Source organism: Pseudomonas sp. RC10 (assembly GCF_038397775.1).
In the GTDB taxonomy this organism is placed as follows: Bacteria; Pseudomonadota; Gammaproteobacteria; order Pseudomonadales; family Pseudomonadaceae; genus Aquipseudomonas; species Aquipseudomonas bambusae.
Window position 1 is genome coordinate 6,301,619 of the sequence record NZ_CP151650.1, and the last position, 17,014, is coordinate 6,318,632.

Here is a 17,014-nt window from a genome sequence, read left to right on the forward strand (position 1 = left end):
TCCGACCCCGTCGAACCCCCCCCCACCATTTATCGCCCCCACCCCCAAGCCATGGGCTGCGACCTGATACACTGCGCGACATTTTGTTTTGCAGGCCCGTCCCGTGACCAACACCGCTTTCAACTCGCTGCCCCTTTCCGCCGCCATGCTGGCTAACCTGGAGTCCCTTGGTTATGCCGAGATGACGCCGATTCAGGCGCAGAGCCTGCCGGTGATGCTCAAGGGCATGGACCTGATCGCTCAAGCCAAGACCGGCTCTGGCAAGACCGCCGCGTTCGGCGTCGGGCTGCTTAACCCGATCAACCCGCGCTACTTCGGCTGCCAGGCACTCGTGCTTTGCCCGACCCGTGAGCTGGCGGACCAGGTCGCCAAGGAAATCCGCCGTCTGGCGCGCTCCGAAGACAACATCAAAGTCCTGACCCTGTGCGGCGGCGTGTCCTTCGGCCCGCAAATCGCCTCGCTGGAACACGGCGCCCACATCATCGTCGGCACGCCGGGCCGTATTCAGCAGCACCTGCGCAAAGGCTCGCTGATCCTCGATGGCCTGAACACGCTGGTCCTGGACGAAGCCGACCGCATGCTCGACATGGGTTTCTACGACGCCATCGCCGACATCATCGAGCAGACCCCGGAGCGTCGTCAGACCCTGCTGTTCTCGGCCACGTACCCGGTCGGCATCAAACAGCTGGCCTCCAAGTTCATGCGTGACCCACAGACCGTGAAGGTCGAAGCGCTGCACGCCGACAGCCAGATCGAGCAGATTTTCTACGAAATCTCCCCCGAGCAACGCCTCGAAGCGGTGGTGAAAGTCCTCGATCATTTCCGTCCACAATCCTGCGTGGCGTTCTGCTTCACCAAGCAGCAGGTGCAAGAAGTGGTCGATCACCTGACCGCCAAAGGCATGTCGGCCGTCGGTCTGCATGGCGATCTGGAACAGCGCGATCGCGATCAAGTGCTGGCGATGTTCGCCAACCGCAGCACCTCAGTGCTGGTCGCCACCGACGTTGCCGCACGCGGCCTGGACATCGATGCGCTGGACATGGTGATCAACGTCGAGCTGGCCCGTGATTCGGAAATCCACATTCACCGCGTTGGCCGTACCGGTCGTGCGGGCGAGACCGGCATCGCCGTCAGCCTCGTTGCGCCGGGCGAGAGCCAGCGCGCCCGCGCCGTCGAAGAGCTGCAAAAGGCGCCGCTGAACTGGCAGCAGTACGACCAGTTGACCCGCAAGGAAGGCGGCAAGCTGCTGCCACCGATGACCACCCTGTGCATCGGTTCGGGCCGCAAGGACAAACTACGTCCGGGCGACATCCTCGGTGCGCTGACCGGCGAAGCGGGCATTCCCGGCACTCAGGTGGGCAAGATTGCGATCTTCGATTTCCAGGCCTACGTCGCCGTGGAACGTGGCATCGCCAAACAGGCGCTGGATCGTCTGAACAACGGCAAGATCAAGGGCAAATCGTTGCGGGTCCGGATTCTCTGATTTCGGTAACACCGCAGCGCCCTCATCGCGAGCAAGCTCACTCCTACAGGATCGCGCAGACCTGTAGGAGTGAGCTTGCTCGCGATGGCGTATTCACAGACACCGCAAAACCATCTGACACACCACAGAACATCCGAGGACACCGCTTTGCCCGTTACTGACGTTGTGATCATCGGCGCTGGCGCCGCAGGTTTGATGTGCGCCGCCATCGCCGCCAATCGTGGCCGCCAGGTGATGCTGATCGATCACGCCAACAAGCCGGGCAAGAAAATCCTCATGTCAGGCGGCGGGCGTTGCAACTTCACCAATATGTACACCGAGCCCGCCAACTTCCTCTCGCAAAACCCGCACTTCTGCAAATCGGCGCTGGCGCGCTACACCCAGTGGGATTTCATCGCATTGGTGGGCAAGCACGGCGTGCCGTACCACGAAAAGAAGCTCGGCCAGCTGTTCTGCGACAACAAATCCAGCGACATCCTCGGCCTGCTGCTCAGCGAGTGCGATGACGCAGGCGTCAGCCTGCACATGGACACTTCGGTGCAAACCATCGAGAAAACCGAATCCGGCTATCTGCTGCAAACCACTTTGGGCAACATCAGCTGCTCATCGCTGGTGATCGCCACGGGCGGCCTGTCGATCCCGACGCTGGGCGCTACCGGTTTTGGTTATCAGGTGGGCAAGCAGTTCGGTCACACCCTGCTGCCGACCCGCGCCGGCCTTGTGCCGTTCACCATCACCGATCAGTTGAAAGAGCTGTGCACCGAGCTGTCGGGCACCTCGGTCGATTGCCTGGTCAGCTGCAACGACACCAGCTTTCGCGAAAACATCCTGTTCACCCATCGCGGGCTGAGCGGGCCGGCGATTCTGCAGATTTCCTCGTTCTGGCACCCCGGTGACACGGTCGAAATCAACCTGCTGCCCGACCACGACGCCCACAACTGGCTGACCGAGCAACAGGCCGAGCGCCCAAACAGCGAACTCAAGACCCTGCTGGGCGAACTCTTCACCAAGAAGATGGCCAACCTGATCGCCGATCAATGGTTCGTCTCCAAGCCGATGAAGCAATACACCCACGCCGAACTGGCCGACATCGCCGAAAAGCTGGCGAGCTGGAAAGTGGTTCCGGCGGGCACAGAGGGTTATCGCACGGCAGAGGTGACGCTGGGCGGCATCGACACGCGGGAAGTGTCCTCGAAGACGATGGAGTCGCTGAAGTCACCGGGGCTGTATTTCATCGGCGAAGTGTTGGATGTGAGCGGGCACCTTGGCGGCTTCAACTTCCAGTGGGCTTGGGCGTCGGCGTATGCGGCAGCGCAGTACATCTAAGGCATTGCGAGAAACCCTGTGGGAGACGCCGGAGGTTACGACGGCAGCGAAAGCGGTGTGTCAGACGACAAAGCGGTGTTGGCTGTGCCGGCCCCTTCGCCACCGTCGTAACCTCCGGAAGCTCCCACAGGAAATCGGCGACCGGCGACAGATTGCCGCAAGGCTCACGGAATAAATTTTGCTAATCAGATGTACAGCGCGCATCAGGCGCTGTACATATCCATCAGCAGAATCAGTCGCGAAAAAGGCCGTCCGCGTTCATGGCATCGAAATCGTTGCGCAATACCTTCCGCCGCCTGTGGGCGCTGGACAAGTTTTCCTACAGCGTGCGGGTGTTCATCGCGCTGACCGGCAGCATGGCGCTGTGCTGGTATCAAAACGAAATGTCGCTGGTCATCCCGCTGTTCCTGGGGATTATCGCCAGCGCGCTCTCCGAAACCGACGACAGCTGGCAAGGCCGCCTCAATGCGCTGGCCGTGACGCTGGTGTGCTTCAGCATCGCGGCGCTCTCCGTCGAACTGCTGTTCCCCTACCCCGTCCTGTTCATCTGCGCCTTCGCTCTGGCGGCGTTCTGCCTGACGATGCTCGGCGCCTTGGGCGAGCGATACGGCGCGATCGCCTACGCGACGCTGATTCTCTCGGTCTACACCATGATCGGCGTGGACCAGCGCGGCGGCGAGGTCCTCGATTTCTGGCATGAACCGATGCTGCTGGTGGCCGGTGCCGCCTGGTACGGACTGCTGTCAGTGCTGTGGCAGATGCTGTTTTCCAACCAGCCGGTGCAGCAGGCATTGGCGCGACTGTTCCGCGAACTGGGCCTGTACCTGAAACTGAAGTCCGATCTGTTCGAGCCGATTCGCACGCTGGACGTCGAAGCCAAGCGTCTGGAGCTGGCCAAGCAGAACGGCAAGGTCGTCGCCGCACTGAACGTCACCAAGGAAATCATCCTCAACCGCGTCGGCAGCGGCCGTCCCGGTTCAAAGGTCAGTCGCTACCTGAAACTGTACTTTCTCGCGCAAGACATCCATGAGCGTGCCAGTTCGTCGCACTACCCCTACAACTCACTGGCCGAGGCGTTTTTCCACAGCGACGTGCTGTTCCGCTGCCAACGCTTGTTGCGCCAACAGGGCAACGCCTGCCGCGACCTGTCGGTATCGATCCAGTTGCGCCAGCCGTTCATTTACGACGACAGCTTCGCCCATGCGCTGGACGACCTGCGCGCCTCCCTCGAACACCTGCGCATCCAGAGCAACCCGGCGTGGCGGGGCCTGCTGCGTTCCCTCCGTGCGCTGGCGAACAACCTTGGCACGCTGGACCGCCTGCTCCGCGACGCGAGTAATCCCGATGCGCTGGCGGATGCCTCGGACAGCAGCCTGCTGGACCGCTCGCCTCGCAACTTGAAAGACGTCTGGACCCGTCTGCGCCTGCAACTGACGCCAACCTCGCTGCTGTTCCGCCACGCCCTGCGCCTGCCGATGGCGCTGGTGATCGGCTACCTGATGGTTCACCTGATTCACCCGTCGCAAGGCTACTGGATCATCCTGACCACGGTATTCGTCTGCCAGCCGAGTTACGGCGCCACCCGGCGCAAACTGGGGCAGCGGATCATCGGCACGGCCATCGGCCTGACAGCGGGCTGGATTCTGTTCGACCTGATCACCACGCCGGTGCTGCAATCGATGTGCGCAGTGCTCGCAGGGGTCGTGTTCTTCGTCAACCGCACCACGCGCTACACGCTGTCGACGGCGGCGATCACGGTGATGATCCTGTTCTGCTTCAATCAGGTCGGCAACGGCTACGGGCTGTTCCTGCCGCGCCTGATGGACACGCTGCTCGGCAGCCTGATCGCGGGCTTGGCGGTGTTTCTGTTCCTGCCGGACTGGCAGGGCCGACGCCTGAACAAAGTGCTGGCCAACACGCTGTCCTGCAACAGCATTTACCTGCGCCAAATCATGCAGCAGTACGCCCAGGGCAAGAGCGACGACCTTGCTTATCGCTTGGCCCGACGCAACGCCCACAACGCCGACGCCGCGCTGTCCACCACGCTGGCGAACATGCTGATGGAGCCCGGCCATTTCCGCAAAGAGGCCGACGTGGGCTTCCGCTTCCTGGTGCTCTCGCACACATTGCTGAGCTATTTGTCAGGTCTCGGCGCCCACCGCGAGACCCAGCTCCCCAACGAAGTGCGCGAGCAGTTGATCGAAGGTGCGGGCGCCAATCTGGCGTCGAGCATCGATGAGATCGCCCAGAGCCTGGCCACCCGTCACCCCGTGGCGGTACAAAGCGATGCCGAGGAAGCCCTGGCGGCGGACCTTGAGCAGATGCCGGAAGAGATCGATGAAGGGCAGCGTCTGGTGCAAACACAACTGGCGCTGATCTGCCGTCAGCTGGGGCCGCTGCGCACCTTGGCGGCTCACTTGATCAAAGAGCCGTCCAAGGACGAGACAACCGTTACAGACCGTGCAGCTTGAACAACTTGTCGTAGGTGCCATCGGCTTTCATGGCGGCGATGGCATTGTCGAAATCGGCGACGATTTTCGCGTGATCGGGGTTCTTCAGGCTGACCAGAATGTGCAGGCTGTTTTCGCTCAATGACTGGGGCAAAAAGTCGACGCTGCCTCGCACGTCTTCCGGCTCGTGACTAAGGGCGAAACGCGCCGCGTATTCGTCCTCGACGGTCAGCTCCACCCTCCCCGCCGCCAACATCCGGACCGCCGTCGAAAAGCTCGCGACCGGTATTTTTTTCAGATCGGGATCGTTATCGAACTCGGGGGAGTAGGCATAGCTGCGGACGATGGCAATGGAATAGGGGTGTAACTGAGGCAGGCTTTTGTACTGGATGTCCGACGTTTTGCGCTTGAGAAACCGCAAACGGTTAACCAGGTACTCGCCGGAAAACTCGCCCATCTCTGTGCGATCTCTGCTGTACCACGCGTTGATCAGGATGTCATAACGCCCTTCACTGACCCCATGAACCGCCCTGGCCCACGGCACCTGATCGTATTCAGTGGTGTAACCGGCGCGGTCAAGCGCCGTGCGAATCAGGTCAGTGGACAGCCCGCCATTGATCAGCGTCAGATCCGAATAAGGGGCCCAGGCGTCACCGGCGATACGCAGTTTCTGCGCCGACGCGCCTTGCGCAATCAACAGCATTCCCAGCAAAGCCATGGCTCGAAGCAAACGCGGCATGCTCAAGATCCTTAGGCAGGTGGATGGCCTGCGATTTTTCAGCGGCAATCAAGCGACACTGTGACATCCCTGGTGCGAGCAAAAGGTCGTTTAGCGACCCCAATGGAGGTGACGTTCGGAGGTAGCAAGTGGCCTTCATTGAAGACCGGTTGCTGTTTTTCCACAACACATAAGTGGCCAATGTTTGTGCCGCAGTTCAAGAAATCGCGCGATGCCCTGACTCTTGTCACAACTGTCACCACGCGTTGACGTTGGGCTTACAGCAATATGCGTTTAGTATCCGGGATCGACTTCTTTTCGCGAGCCGGCTTCATGTCTATCAACTGGATTTGCAAACACCATACCGCCCTGAGCAAGGAACAGTTGTACGCCATTTTGCAGCTGCGCGCGCAGGTGTTCGTTGTCGAACAGAAATGCTTTTATCAGGATGTCGATGGCCAGGACTTGCTGGGCGATACGCGCCATTTGATGGCCTGGCAAGACGATGAACTGGTGGCTTATCTGCGCCTGCTCGACCCGATCCAGCAGGACGGCGACGTGACCATCGGACGCGTGGTGACTGCCCCATCGATGCGCAACAAAGGCATGGGCCACGAACTCATGGTGCAAGCGCTGGAACACGCCGAACGCAACTGGCCCGATCAACCGATCTATCTGTCGGCGCAGGCGCATTTGCAGGGCTACTACAGCCGTTACGGGTTCAACCCGGTGGGTGAGGTGTACGTGGAGGACGGCATTCCACACATCGGGATGCGTCGGGATCTGGATTGAGCCTTCTGGCACTCCGCGGTCGAACTGTGGGAGCGAATTTATTCGCGATTGGCCAGTACAGCTGATACATCTCTGTCGCCTGGTCTACTTTCGCGAATGAATTCGCTCCCACAGGTGTTCAGCGTCAGTCGCCCCACTCAGGGATAACCCAGCACCGATTTGATCTGCATTAGATGCTCCGCAATCCAGCGCTTGTCGATCGCGCCCCACTCGCGAATCCGGTACGACCCCGCGTGATTGCGCGCGCCCTCTTCCTGTTCGAACTCACACACGATGTCCAGATCCGCCAACGCAGCGATAGTGTCTTGCGCCGTTCGGCGCGGCATGCCGGTGACGTCGGTGAGGGCCGGGACGCTGCTGGCGATGCCACTGCCGATCAAATACGCCACATACAAGCGGCGGTAAAAGCTGCTTTTGGTTTTGCTGACGTCCATCGTCAGGTCCTTGTCGATGAGAGGTGCGCCCATGCTCTCACCAATTCCGATAACGACCAACCATCACGCCCTCAGCCCTGCATGTCCCGCCACGTCAGGTACACGCGCAGGTCGAATTCCAGCTGGTGATACCCCGGCTGCATGTGCTCGCACAGGTTGTAGAAGGCCTTGTTGTGGTCGCTCTCTTTGAAGTGCGCCAGTTCATGCACGACGATCATCTTGAGGAACTCAGGCGCCGCCTCTTTGAACAGCGAGGCCACGCGAATTTCTTTCTTGGCCTTGAGCTTGCCGCCTTGCACGCGTGAAACCGTGGTGTGCAGGCCAAGGGCGCGATGGGTGAGGTCCAGGCGGTTATCGAACAGCACTTTGTCGATGGTCGGCGCGTTGCGAAGGTGTTCCTGCTTGAGGGCGAGCGCGTAGGCGTAAAGCGCTTTGTCGCTCTGCACGTCATGGCGTCCGGGGTAGCGCTGCTTCAGATAATCGCCGAGTTTGTCCTGGGCAATCAGGTGGCGGACCTGATCCTGCAAAGACGCCGGGTAGGCCAGCAGGTACTTGAGCATCGTTGGCGCGGTGGCGGTCATGGTCTGATCGTGTGGGTCGAAAAGGCATCAGTCTACCGCGTCAGCCTTTGCCCAGCAGCGACTCACGACTCGGCAACGTAATCGGCGCGACGAAACTCAAGGCTTCGTCCGGCGTCATCGGATGCGCCAGCAGGAACCCCTGGATGATTTCGCAGCCACTGTCGACGAGCCAGTGATATTGCTCCAGATTCTCGACCCCTTCAGCGATCACTTCGATATCCAGCAATCGGCACAGATCGATGATGCTGCGCGCTACGGCCAGATCGCGCGGGGAGTTCATCATGCCGCTGATGAAATGCCGGTCGATCTTGAGCGTGTCCAGATCCAGGTTTCGCAGGTGCGCCAGTGAACTGTCGCCTGCGCCGAAATCATCCAGCGACACCCGAACGCCAATGTCGTGCAGGCTTTGCAGCTGTTTACGACTGTGAACAAGGTTGTGGACCAGCGACGGCTCGGTGATTTCCACCTCCAACTGTCGCGGTTTCAGCCCGTGAATCTGGATCGCCCGCTGCAGCTCGGCAGCGAGATTGGGCATGCTGAACTGCGCCGGACTCACGCTCACGCTGATCACCAGGTCATCCGGGAACACCCCCTCCCAACGCTGGCGCTGCGCGGCGCCTTGCTCGTAGATCCAACTGCCCAGTTTGTTGATCAGCCGCGTTTCTTCCAGCAACGGGATGAACAGGCTGGACGGCACGTCGCCCGCATCCGGGTGGTTCCAGCGCAGCAAGGCTTCAAAACCTCGGGTACGCCCCGTCAAAACGTTGATCTGCGGCTGATAGACGATAGAGAAATCTTTGCCCTCAATGGCGGTGCGCACGCTTTCTTCGAGCATCAATCGAGAACGCGCACGGCCATTCATGTACTGGTCATAGAAACGGTATTGATGGCGACCCGCGCGCTTGGCTTCGTACATCGCGATGTCGGCGGCACGCAGCAGCCCATCGAGATTGGTGCCGCAATCCGGGTAAATCGCAATGCCGATGCTCGCGCCCAACGTGGCTTCGATTCCGTCCACCTGACGTCGCACCGATACCCGTTCGATGAGCTTTTCGGCGACTTTGGCGGCGTGTTCGGGGAAGTCCAGCCCATCGACCACAACGACGAATTCGTCGCCACCCATCCGCGCCAGCACGTCATACGGCCGCAAGCATTCCTTCAATTGCTCGGCGACCCAGATCAACACCTGATCGCCCGCGTCATGCCCCAGCGAATCGTTGACGTGCTTGAAGCCGTCGAGATCTAGATAGAGGACCACCAGGTATTTCCCGGCATTCTCATTGCGCAGCAGCATGCCTTCGACCGTTTGGTAAAAGCCTCGGCGGTTGAGCAACCCGGTCAACGAATCCGTGACGGCCTGGTGTTCAAGTTGGCTATAAAGGTCTCGCACCACCGACATGTCGAGCACGCTCAACACCATCGCTTTCTGCTCTTCAGGCAATGGCGCGCAAGACAGCGCCACCGGCACTTGCCGCCCTTCAGGGGTGCGCATGATGGCGTCATGAATGCGATAGGTATCAGCGCGTCGGTAGTGGTGATAAAACCCGGACTCTGTCCACTCAGCGACACACGGCTCTTCGAGATAACAGCACAGCTCGGTGCCTCGCAGCTCGCCATCGGTCATGCCCAGCAGCCGACAGATCGCCGGGTTGGCGAAACTGATGATGCCGTCTTCGTTGACCACCAGAATGCCTTCGGCAACGTTCGCCAGCACCGACGCATTGAACGCCCTCGCCGACTCCAGCTCCCGGCTGAGTTTCTGCAGGGCACGACGGTTGTGCTGCTGCTCCAGTAGCGCCTGAACCTTGGGTTTGAGGATGTTCGGGTCAAAGGGTTTGAAAAGATAATCCACCGCACCGCTGGCATAGCCTTTATGCACGGCATCTCGGGACTGCTCGTTGGCGGTCAGGAAAATGATGGGGGTCAGGCGCGTTCGTTGGCTGCCGCGCATCAGTCGCGCGACTTCGAAGCCGTCCATCTCAGGCATCTGCACATCCAGCAGGACGATGTCGACGTCCACATCCAGAAGCAGGCCCAGCGCTTCCATGCCGGAGCTGGCGGTGACGATTTCCCAGTCCTGTCGCTGCAGGACCGCTCTCATCGTGACGAGATTTTCCGGGTAGTCATCGACTACCAACAGAACCGATTTGCCATTAGGTGACAGGGGTTGCACGCATTCCATGCTGCTACTCATTACTTCACTGCCCGGTGAGAGGGCTCCGCCCATGATCCGAATGGCCCTTACTCTAGACCCGAATGGGGAAAAGTGAAGCTGGGCCACCGTTATGCCATCTCAAAAGTGTAATCGAACCGACTAACGGTATCAGCCCTGAGGTGCAGTCCTGCGCTGGCCTGCGTGGAATTTAGCGGCACATTGACGCTACCCGTTCGACGGTTTCACGTTAACAGGCAGGGACTTGGAACGTATAAGAAGCGCCCCTTTCCGCCTTGCGCCAGATGTTTGACTGGCAATGAGACACCTCGGACGAACTAAATGATTGATTTGGGAACCTGGAATCTGAGCATTCCTGTGGGCTCGCCCCCCGCCACCATTGAAACCCGCCAACTGCTTCAAGGCTACGACGGCAAGTACTTCACCTCCAGTGCTTCCAATGTCACGTTCTGGGCGCCGGTCACCGGCACCAAGACCGCCAACGCCAAGTACCCTCGCACAGAATTGCGGGAGACCTGGTCGAACGGCACCCTGCATAACTGGTTCTATCCTGACGCCGACAATTTCCTCACGGCCAAGCTCAAGGTCATTCAGGTGCCTTCATCCGGCCGCGTCGTGATTGGTCAGATCCATGTATATGAGAGCACCCAGCCGTTACTCAAAGTCGAGTACCAATATCAGGACGCGACCAAGGACGGCATCATCGTTGCCAAGGTCAGGTTTCATCCCACCGACAAGAAAGCGCGCATCTTCACGGTCGCCGAAGGCGTACCACTCAACGAAACCTTCAAGTATCAGATTCATCTGAACAAAGCCGGTTTGCTCAGTGTGAGGGCCAACAACATGTACTGGAACGATCGCATCAGCGCTACGTGGAGCAAACAGCAGCTGTACTTCAAGGCGGGGGTTTATACCCAGGACAACACCGGTTACACCAGCGAAGGCGGCAAGGTGATGTTCTTCAACCTGGATGTGGATCACAACAAAGGTTGAGCTTGCCATGCGACTGTAGCGGCGAGCCTGCTGGCGAAAGCGTTCCGACAGGCATCGCAATGCATCGGACCCACCGTCTTCGCCAGCAAGCCGGCTGCTAGAGCGACCTTACGCAGCCTTGTACTCTTTCTCCGCCGCTTCGAAACGCTGCAACATGCCCGCCGTCGGTCCTTTGCCCAGCGCACTGAAGAGCACAATGGCGAGGCTGGCGAAGATGAACCCCGGAATGATTTCGTACAGGCCCAGCAACTCGAAGTGCTTCCAGACGACGACCGTGACGGCCCCCACCAGAATTCCTGCCAGCGCACCGTTGCGGGTCATGCCTTTCCATAGAACGGAAATCAGCACCACGGGCCCGAATGCCGCGCCGAAACCTGCCCACGCGTAGCTCACCAGACCCAGGACTCGGTTCTCAGGGTTCGCGGCCATGGCGATGGCGATCAGGGCCACCAGCAGCACCATTGCACGTCCAACCCAGACCAGTTCAAGTTGCGAGGCACGTTTGCGCAGGAATGCCTTGTAGAAGTCTTCCGTCAACGCGCTGGAACACACCAGCAACTGACAACTCAACGTACTCATGACCGCTGCGAGGATGGCCGACAGCAGCACGCCGGCCACCCACGGGTTGAACAACAGCTTTGCCAGTTCTATGAACACGCGCTCGGGGTTTTCCGTCACAGGCCCGGCGACTTCAGGATGCGCGGAGAAATAGGCGATACCGAAGAAGCCGACGGCCACGGTGCCGCCCAGGCACAGGATCATCCACGCCATGGAGATGCGACGGGCCTTGGCGATCGACTTCACCGAATCGGCCGCCATGAAACGCGCCAGGATATGCGGCTGCCCGAAATACCCCAGGCCCCAGCCCATCAAAGAAATGATGCCGATGAAGGTGGTGTTCTTGAGCATGTCGAAGTGAGCCGGGTCTTTGGCTTCAATGGCCAGAAACGTGGTATCGACGCCACCCGTGGCCAGCAGGACGATGATGGGCGTCAGGATGAGCGCAAAGATCATCAACGTGGCCTGCACGGTGTCGGTCCAGCTCACGGCGAGGAAACCGCCGATGAATGTGTACGCGATAGTCGCGGCGGCTCCGGCCCACAGCGCGGTTTCATAAGGCATGCCGAACGTGCTTTCGAACAGACGCGCGCCGGCCACGATGCCCGAGGCGCAGTAGATCGTGAAGAACACCAGGATTACGATCGCCGAAATGATCCGCAGCACGCCGCTGGTGTCTTCGAAGCGGCTGGAGAAGTAATCCGGGAGTGTGAGTGCGTCGCCGTTATGCTCGGTCTGCACCCGCAGGCGACCGGCCACAAACAGCCAGTTCAGGTAGGCGCCGACGATCAGGCCGATGGCGATCCAGCTTTCCGACAGGCCGGACATGTAAATCGCGCCTGGAAGCCCCATCAGCAGCCAGCCACTCATGTCCGAGGCCCCCGCTGACAGTGCCGTCACGACGCTGCCCAGGCTTCGACCGCCGAGTATGTAATCCGAAAGGTTATTGGTGGAGCGATAAGCCATGAGTCCGATCAGGACCATGGCAGCGATGTAGATCACAAAAGTGATCAACGTAGGGTTGCTAATGTTCATCGTCTGTCCATGCCTTGGTGAAAGGAGGCACAACGGGTTGCACCAAAGGCGGGCATCCTAGGGAACAGAACGGAAAAGGTGCAACCTTTCGGAACACTGAGCCGCTCTTTTTCTGAGTCAAAATGTATCCCGTTGGTTTTTATGCGCTTTTTTGAACCATTGATAGCCGAAATCACACCAAATGACGGTGCTTAAACCCTTTTTTGAGGGGCATCGTGCATTGACGATACCTTTGGAAATATCTTGAAAAAACGGGTTGCACCCGGTTGCACCCAGCCCCGACCACAGGCTAATCTTGCCCGCAGTGACAGCCACGCCCAATGTGGCTCTGATGAGGACAAGACATGGCGACCACCACCCTCGGTGTCAAACTCGACGACCCGACCCGCGAGCGATTGAAAGCAGCTGCGCAGTCCATTGACCGGACTCCCCACTGGCTTATCAAACAGGCGATTTTCAATTACCTGGAGAAGCTCGAAGCTGGCGCCACCCTCAACGAGCTCAATGGGCTGGTCAGCAAAGACGCCGATGATCACGGCGATTTGCCCGTGGATAACGGCCATCAGGCGTTCCTTGAATTCGCTGAAAGCATCCTGCCTCAGTCAGTGCTGCGCGCCGCGATCACGTCGGCTTATCGTCGCCCTGAGCCTGAAGTCGTGCCAATGCTGCTGGAACAGGCCCGCCTGCCAGTAGCCATGGCAGACGCCACCCACAAGCTGGCCGCGTCGATTGCCGAAAAACTGCGCAATCAAAAGAGCGCCGGGGGCCGCGCGGGCATCGTGCAGGGCCTGCTGCAAGAGTTCTCGCTGTCGTCCCAAGAAGGCGTGGCGCTGATGTGCCTGGCCGAAGCGCTGCTGCGCATTCCGGACAAAGGCACCCGCGATGCACTGATCCGCGACAAGATCAGCACCGGCAACTGGCAGCCGCATCTGGGTAACAGCCCATCGCTATTCGTCAACGCAGCCACCTGGGGGCTGCTGCTGACCGGCAAACTGGTCAGCACTCACAACGAAGCAGGCCTGACCTCTTCGCTGAGCCGCATCATCGGCAAGTCCGGCGAACCGATGATCCGCAAGGGCGTCGACATGGCCATGCGCCTGATGGGCGAGCAGTTCGTCACGGGTGAAACCATTGCCGAGGCGCTGGCCAACGCCAGCCGTTTCGAATCCAAAGGCTTCCGCTATTCCTACGACATGCTCGGAGAAGCGGCGCTGACCGAACACGATGCGCAGAAATACCTGGCGTCGTACGAACAAGCAATCCACTCCATCGGCAAAGCCTCCCACGGTCGCGGCATTTACGAAGGCCCGGGCATCTCGATCAAGCTTTCGGCCCTGCATCCGCGTTATAGCCGTGCGCAGTACGAGCGAGTGATGGAAGAGCTGTACCCGCGCCTGCTGTCCCTGACGCTGCTGGCCAAGCAGTACGACATCGGCCTGAACATCGACGCCGAAGAAGCGGACCGTCTTGAGCTGTCACTGGACCTGCTCGAACGCCTATGCTTCGAACCGCAACTGACCGGCTGGAACGGCATCGGCTTCGTCATTCAGGCCTATCAAAAGCGCTGCCCATACGTGATCGACTACGTGATCGATCTGGCCCGCCGCAGCCGCCATCGCTTGATGATCCGCCTGGTGAAGGGCGCGTACTGGGACAGCGAAATCAAGCGTGCTCAGGTCGAAGGCCTGGAAGGCTATCCGGTCTACACCCGCAAGGTGTACACCGACGTGTCCTACATCGCCTGCGCCCGCAAATTGCTGTCGGTGCCGGAAGTCATTTACCCGCAATTCGCGACGCACAACGCCCACACGTTGTCGGCGATTTATCACATCGCCGGTCAGAACTATTATCCCGGCCAGTACGAATTCCAGTGCCTCCATGGCATGGGTGAACCTCTTTACGAACAAGTCGTAGGCAAGGTCGCTGACGGCAAGCTGAATCGACCGTGCCGCGTGTACGCTCCGGTTGGCACACACGAAACGCTGCTGGCTTATCTGGTTCGTCGCCTGTTGGAAAACGGCGCCAACACTTCTTTCGTCAACCGCATCGCCGACCAGTCCATTTCGATTCAGGAATTGGTGGCCGACCCCGTTTCCAGCATCGAGCGCATGGCCACGCAGGAAGGCGGCTTTGGTCTGCCGCACCCACGCATTCCGCTGCCTCGCGATTTGTATGGCAGCGAGCGCGCCAACTCGGCCGGCATCGACATGGCCAACGAACACCGTCTGGCGTCGTTGTCGTCCGCACTGTTGGCCACCGCACACAACGACTGGAAAGCCCTGCCGATGCTGGGCAGCCCGGTCAGCGCAGGCGCTGCAAACCCTGTGCTGAACCCATCCGACTTGCGTGACGTGGTGGGCCATGTTCAGGAAGCCAGTCTGGAAGACGTCGATAACGCCCTTCTGAGCGCCCTGAGCGCCGGTCCGATCTGGCAAGCGACGCCACCGGCCGAACGCGCCGCGATCCTGGAACGGGCCGCTGATTTGATGGAAGCCGACATCCAGCTCCTGATGGGCCTGCTGGCTCGCGAAGCAGGCAAGACCTACGCCAACGCCATCGCCGAAGTGCGTGAAGCCGTGGACTTCCTGCGTTACTACGCCGTGCAGGCTCGCAACGATTTCACCAACGACGCCCACCGTCCACTGGGTCCGGTGGTCTGCATCAGCCCGTGGAACTTCCCGCTGGCGATTTTCAGTGGTCAGGTCGCCGCAGCATTGGCCGCAGGTAACCCGGTATTGGCCAAGCCGGCCGAGCAAACCCCGCTGGTCGCGGCTCAAGCCGTGCGCATTCTGCTGGAAGCCGGTATTCCTGAGGGCGTGGTGCAATTGCTGCCAGGTCGTGGCGAAACCGTCGGGGCCCGCCTGGTCGGCGACGATCGCGTCAAAGGCGTGATGTTCACCGGCTCCACCGAAGTCGCCCGCCTGCTGCAACGCAACATCGCCGGTCGTCTCGACTCGCAGGGCCGTCCGATCCCGCTGATCGCCGAAACCGGCGGCCAGAACGCGATGATCGTCGATTCCTCAGCCCTGACTGAACAGGTGGTGATCGACGTGGTGTCCTCGGCCTTCGACAGTGCGGGCCAGCGTTGCTCTGCATTGCGCGTTTTGTGCCTGCAGGAAGACTCCGCCGACCGCGTCATCGAAATGCTCAAGGGTGCCATGGCCGAAAGCCGTCTGGGCAACCCGGAGCGCCTGTCCGTAGACATTGGTCCGGTGATCGACGCCGAAGCCAAGGCAGGCATCGAGAAACACATCCAGGCCATGCGTGACAAAGGCCGTAACGTGTATCAGGTGGCAATCGCCGACAGCGACGAAATCAAGCGCGGCACCTACGTGATGCCAACCCTGATCGAACTGGAAAGCTTCGACGAACTGCAACGCGAGATCTTCGGTCCCGTGCTGCACGTCGTTCGCTACAAGCGCAAGGAACTGGACCAACTGATCGGCCAGATCAACGCCTCGGGCTACGGCCTGACGCTGGGTGTTCATACCCGCATCGACGAAACCATCGCCAAGGTGATCGACTCGGTGAACGCCGGCAACATGTACGTCAACCGCAACATCGTGGGTGCCGTGGTCGGGGTTCAACCGTTCGGCGGCGAAGGTCTGTCGGGCACCGGTCCGAAAGCGGGCGGCCCGCTGTACCTGTATCGCCTGCTCTCGACTCGCCCTGCCGACGCCGTGCAGAAATCGTTCGCTCAAGGTGACGCCGCGACGAAGCCTGACGTGCGCCTGCGCGACAACCTGCTCAAACCGCTGACCGCTTTGAAAGCCTGGGCGTCGAGCCAGCAACAAGCGGAATTGGAAGCGACCTGTGATCAGTTCGCCGAACAATCGCAAAGCGGCATCTCACGACTGCTGGCAGGCCCGACCGGCGAGCGCAACAGCTACAGCATCCTGCCCCGTGAGCACGTGCTGTGCCTGGCCGAAGACGAAACCGACCTGCTGACGCAACTGGCCGCTGTACTGGCCGTTGGCAGCACCGCCATCGTGCCGGACACCGAGATCAGCAAGCCGCTGTACAAGCGCCTGCCGAAAGACGTGCAGGCGCGCATCAAACTGGTGAGTGACTGGAGCAAGGACGACATCGCCATCGAAGCCGTCCTGCACCACGGCGACTCCGACCAGCTGCGCGCCATCTGCGAGCAAGTCGCTCAGCGTGCTGGCGCCATCATCGGTGTTCACGGCTTGTCCAAAGGCGAAACCGGCATTGCGCTGGAACGCTTGGTGATCGAACGTGCGTTGAGCGTGAACACCGCTGCGGCAGGGGGGAATGCGAGTCTGATGACGATCGGGTAAGCCGGCGCTACGTCCCTCCTGTAGGAGCGAATTCAGTCGCGTGACGTCTGTACATCCGATGACCTTCGTCGGGTATACCTTCTCATCGCGAATGAATTCGCTCCCACGGTCAGAAACCGTGCGACGCTCTCTACCCGGCCTGCATTCACCCTGTGTTCTAGCCCTCCATCACC

11 protein-coding genes are annotated in these 17,014 nt (G+C 60.2%); 6 read left to right on the forward strand and 5 right to left on the reverse strand.

The features are described from left to right. Positions 1 to 103: 103 nt before the first annotated feature. The 3 genes from dbpA (at position 104) to yccS (ending at position 5,280) form a co-directional block, all read left to right on the forward strand. Positions 104 to 1,483, forward strand: a complete 1,380-nt coding sequence (gene dbpA, locus AAEO81_RS28275) for an ATP-dependent RNA helicase DbpA (protein WP_341960399.1) — start codon at positions 104 to 106, stop codon at positions 1,481 to 1,483. Positions 1,484 to 1,630: 147 nt separating this feature from the next. Continuing rightward, positions 1,631 to 2,809, forward strand: a complete 1,179-nt coding sequence (locus AAEO81_RS28280; RefSeq protein WP_341960400.1) for an NAD(P)/FAD-dependent oxidoreductase — start codon at positions 1,631 to 1,633, stop codon at positions 2,807 to 2,809. Positions 2,810 to 3,069: 260 nt separating this feature from the next. Further along, positions 3,070 to 5,280 (forward strand): YccS family putative transporter, encoded by a 2,211-nt coding sequence (yccS, locus tag AAEO81_RS28285; RefSeq protein ID WP_341960401.1) that lies wholly within the window; start codon positions 3,070 to 3,072, stop codon positions 5,278 to 5,280. Here yccS and AAEO81_RS28290 read toward each other — a convergent pair. Continuing rightward, positions 5,261 to 5,998, reverse strand: a complete 738-nt coding sequence (locus AAEO81_RS28290; RefSeq protein WP_341960403.1) for a transporter substrate-binding domain-containing protein — start codon at positions 5,996 to 5,998, stop codon at positions 5,261 to 5,263. The genes yccS and AAEO81_RS28290 overlap by 20 nt on opposite strands. Before the next feature lie 312 nt (positions 5,999 to 6,310). On the opposite strand from AAEO81_RS28290, the gene AAEO81_RS28295 reads away from it, so the two are divergent. Next, positions 6,311 to 6,769 carry a GNAT family N-acetyltransferase gene (locus AAEO81_RS28295; protein ID WP_166596086.1) on the forward strand — a complete coding sequence of 153 codons (459 nt, stop codon included), beginning with the start codon at positions 6,311 to 6,313 and terminating at the stop codon, positions 6,767 to 6,769. A 137-nt stretch (positions 6,770 to 6,906) separates the two neighbouring features. On the opposite strand, the gene AAEO81_RS28300 is transcribed toward AAEO81_RS28295, so the two are convergent. From AAEO81_RS28300 to AAEO81_RS28310, 3 genes are all read right to left on the reverse strand, one after another. Continuing rightward, entirely contained in the window at positions 6,907 to 7,203 is a 297-nt protein-coding gene (locus tag AAEO81_RS28300) for a winged helix-turn-helix domain-containing protein (protein WP_341964640.1), read from the reverse strand. A 71-nt stretch (positions 7,204 to 7,274) separates the two neighbouring features. Beyond that, the gene (locus AAEO81_RS28305) at positions 7,275 to 7,763 is read right to left on the reverse strand and encodes a M48 family metallopeptidase (protein ID WP_341964641.1); all 489 of its coding nucleotides are present in this window, start codon (positions 7,761 to 7,763) and stop codon (positions 7,275 to 7,277) included. A 61-nt stretch (positions 7,764 to 7,824) separates the two neighbouring features. Then, positions 7,825 to 9,966, reverse strand: coding sequence for an EAL domain-containing protein (locus tag AAEO81_RS28310; RefSeq protein ID WP_341960405.1), 2,142 nt, complete (start codon positions 9,964 to 9,966; stop codon positions 7,825 to 7,827). A 312-nt stretch (positions 9,967 to 10,278) separates the two neighbouring features. On the opposite strand from AAEO81_RS28310, the gene AAEO81_RS28315 reads away from it, so the two are divergent. Next, positions 10,279 to 10,950 carry a polysaccharide lyase family 7 protein gene (locus AAEO81_RS28315; protein WP_166596089.1) on the forward strand — a complete coding sequence of 224 codons (672 nt, stop codon included), beginning with the start codon at positions 10,279 to 10,281 and terminating at the stop codon, positions 10,948 to 10,950. A gap of 108 nt (positions 10,951 to 11,058) precedes the next feature. Here AAEO81_RS28315 and putP read toward each other — a convergent pair whose 3' ends face one another. Then, entirely contained in the window at positions 11,059 to 12,543 is a 1,485-nt protein-coding gene (gene putP / locus AAEO81_RS28320) for a sodium/proline symporter PutP (protein WP_341960408.1), read from the reverse strand. A 344-nt stretch (positions 12,544 to 12,887) separates the two neighbouring features. On the opposite strand from putP, the gene putA reads away from it, so the two are divergent. Then, positions 12,888 to 16,841 (forward strand): trifunctional transcriptional regulator/proline dehydrogenase/L-glutamate gamma-semialdehyde dehydrogenase, encoded by a 3,954-nt coding sequence (putA, locus tag AAEO81_RS28325; RefSeq protein WP_341960410.1) that lies wholly within the window; start codon positions 12,888 to 12,890, stop codon positions 16,839 to 16,841. Positions 16,842 to 17,014: the final 173 nt, after the last annotated feature.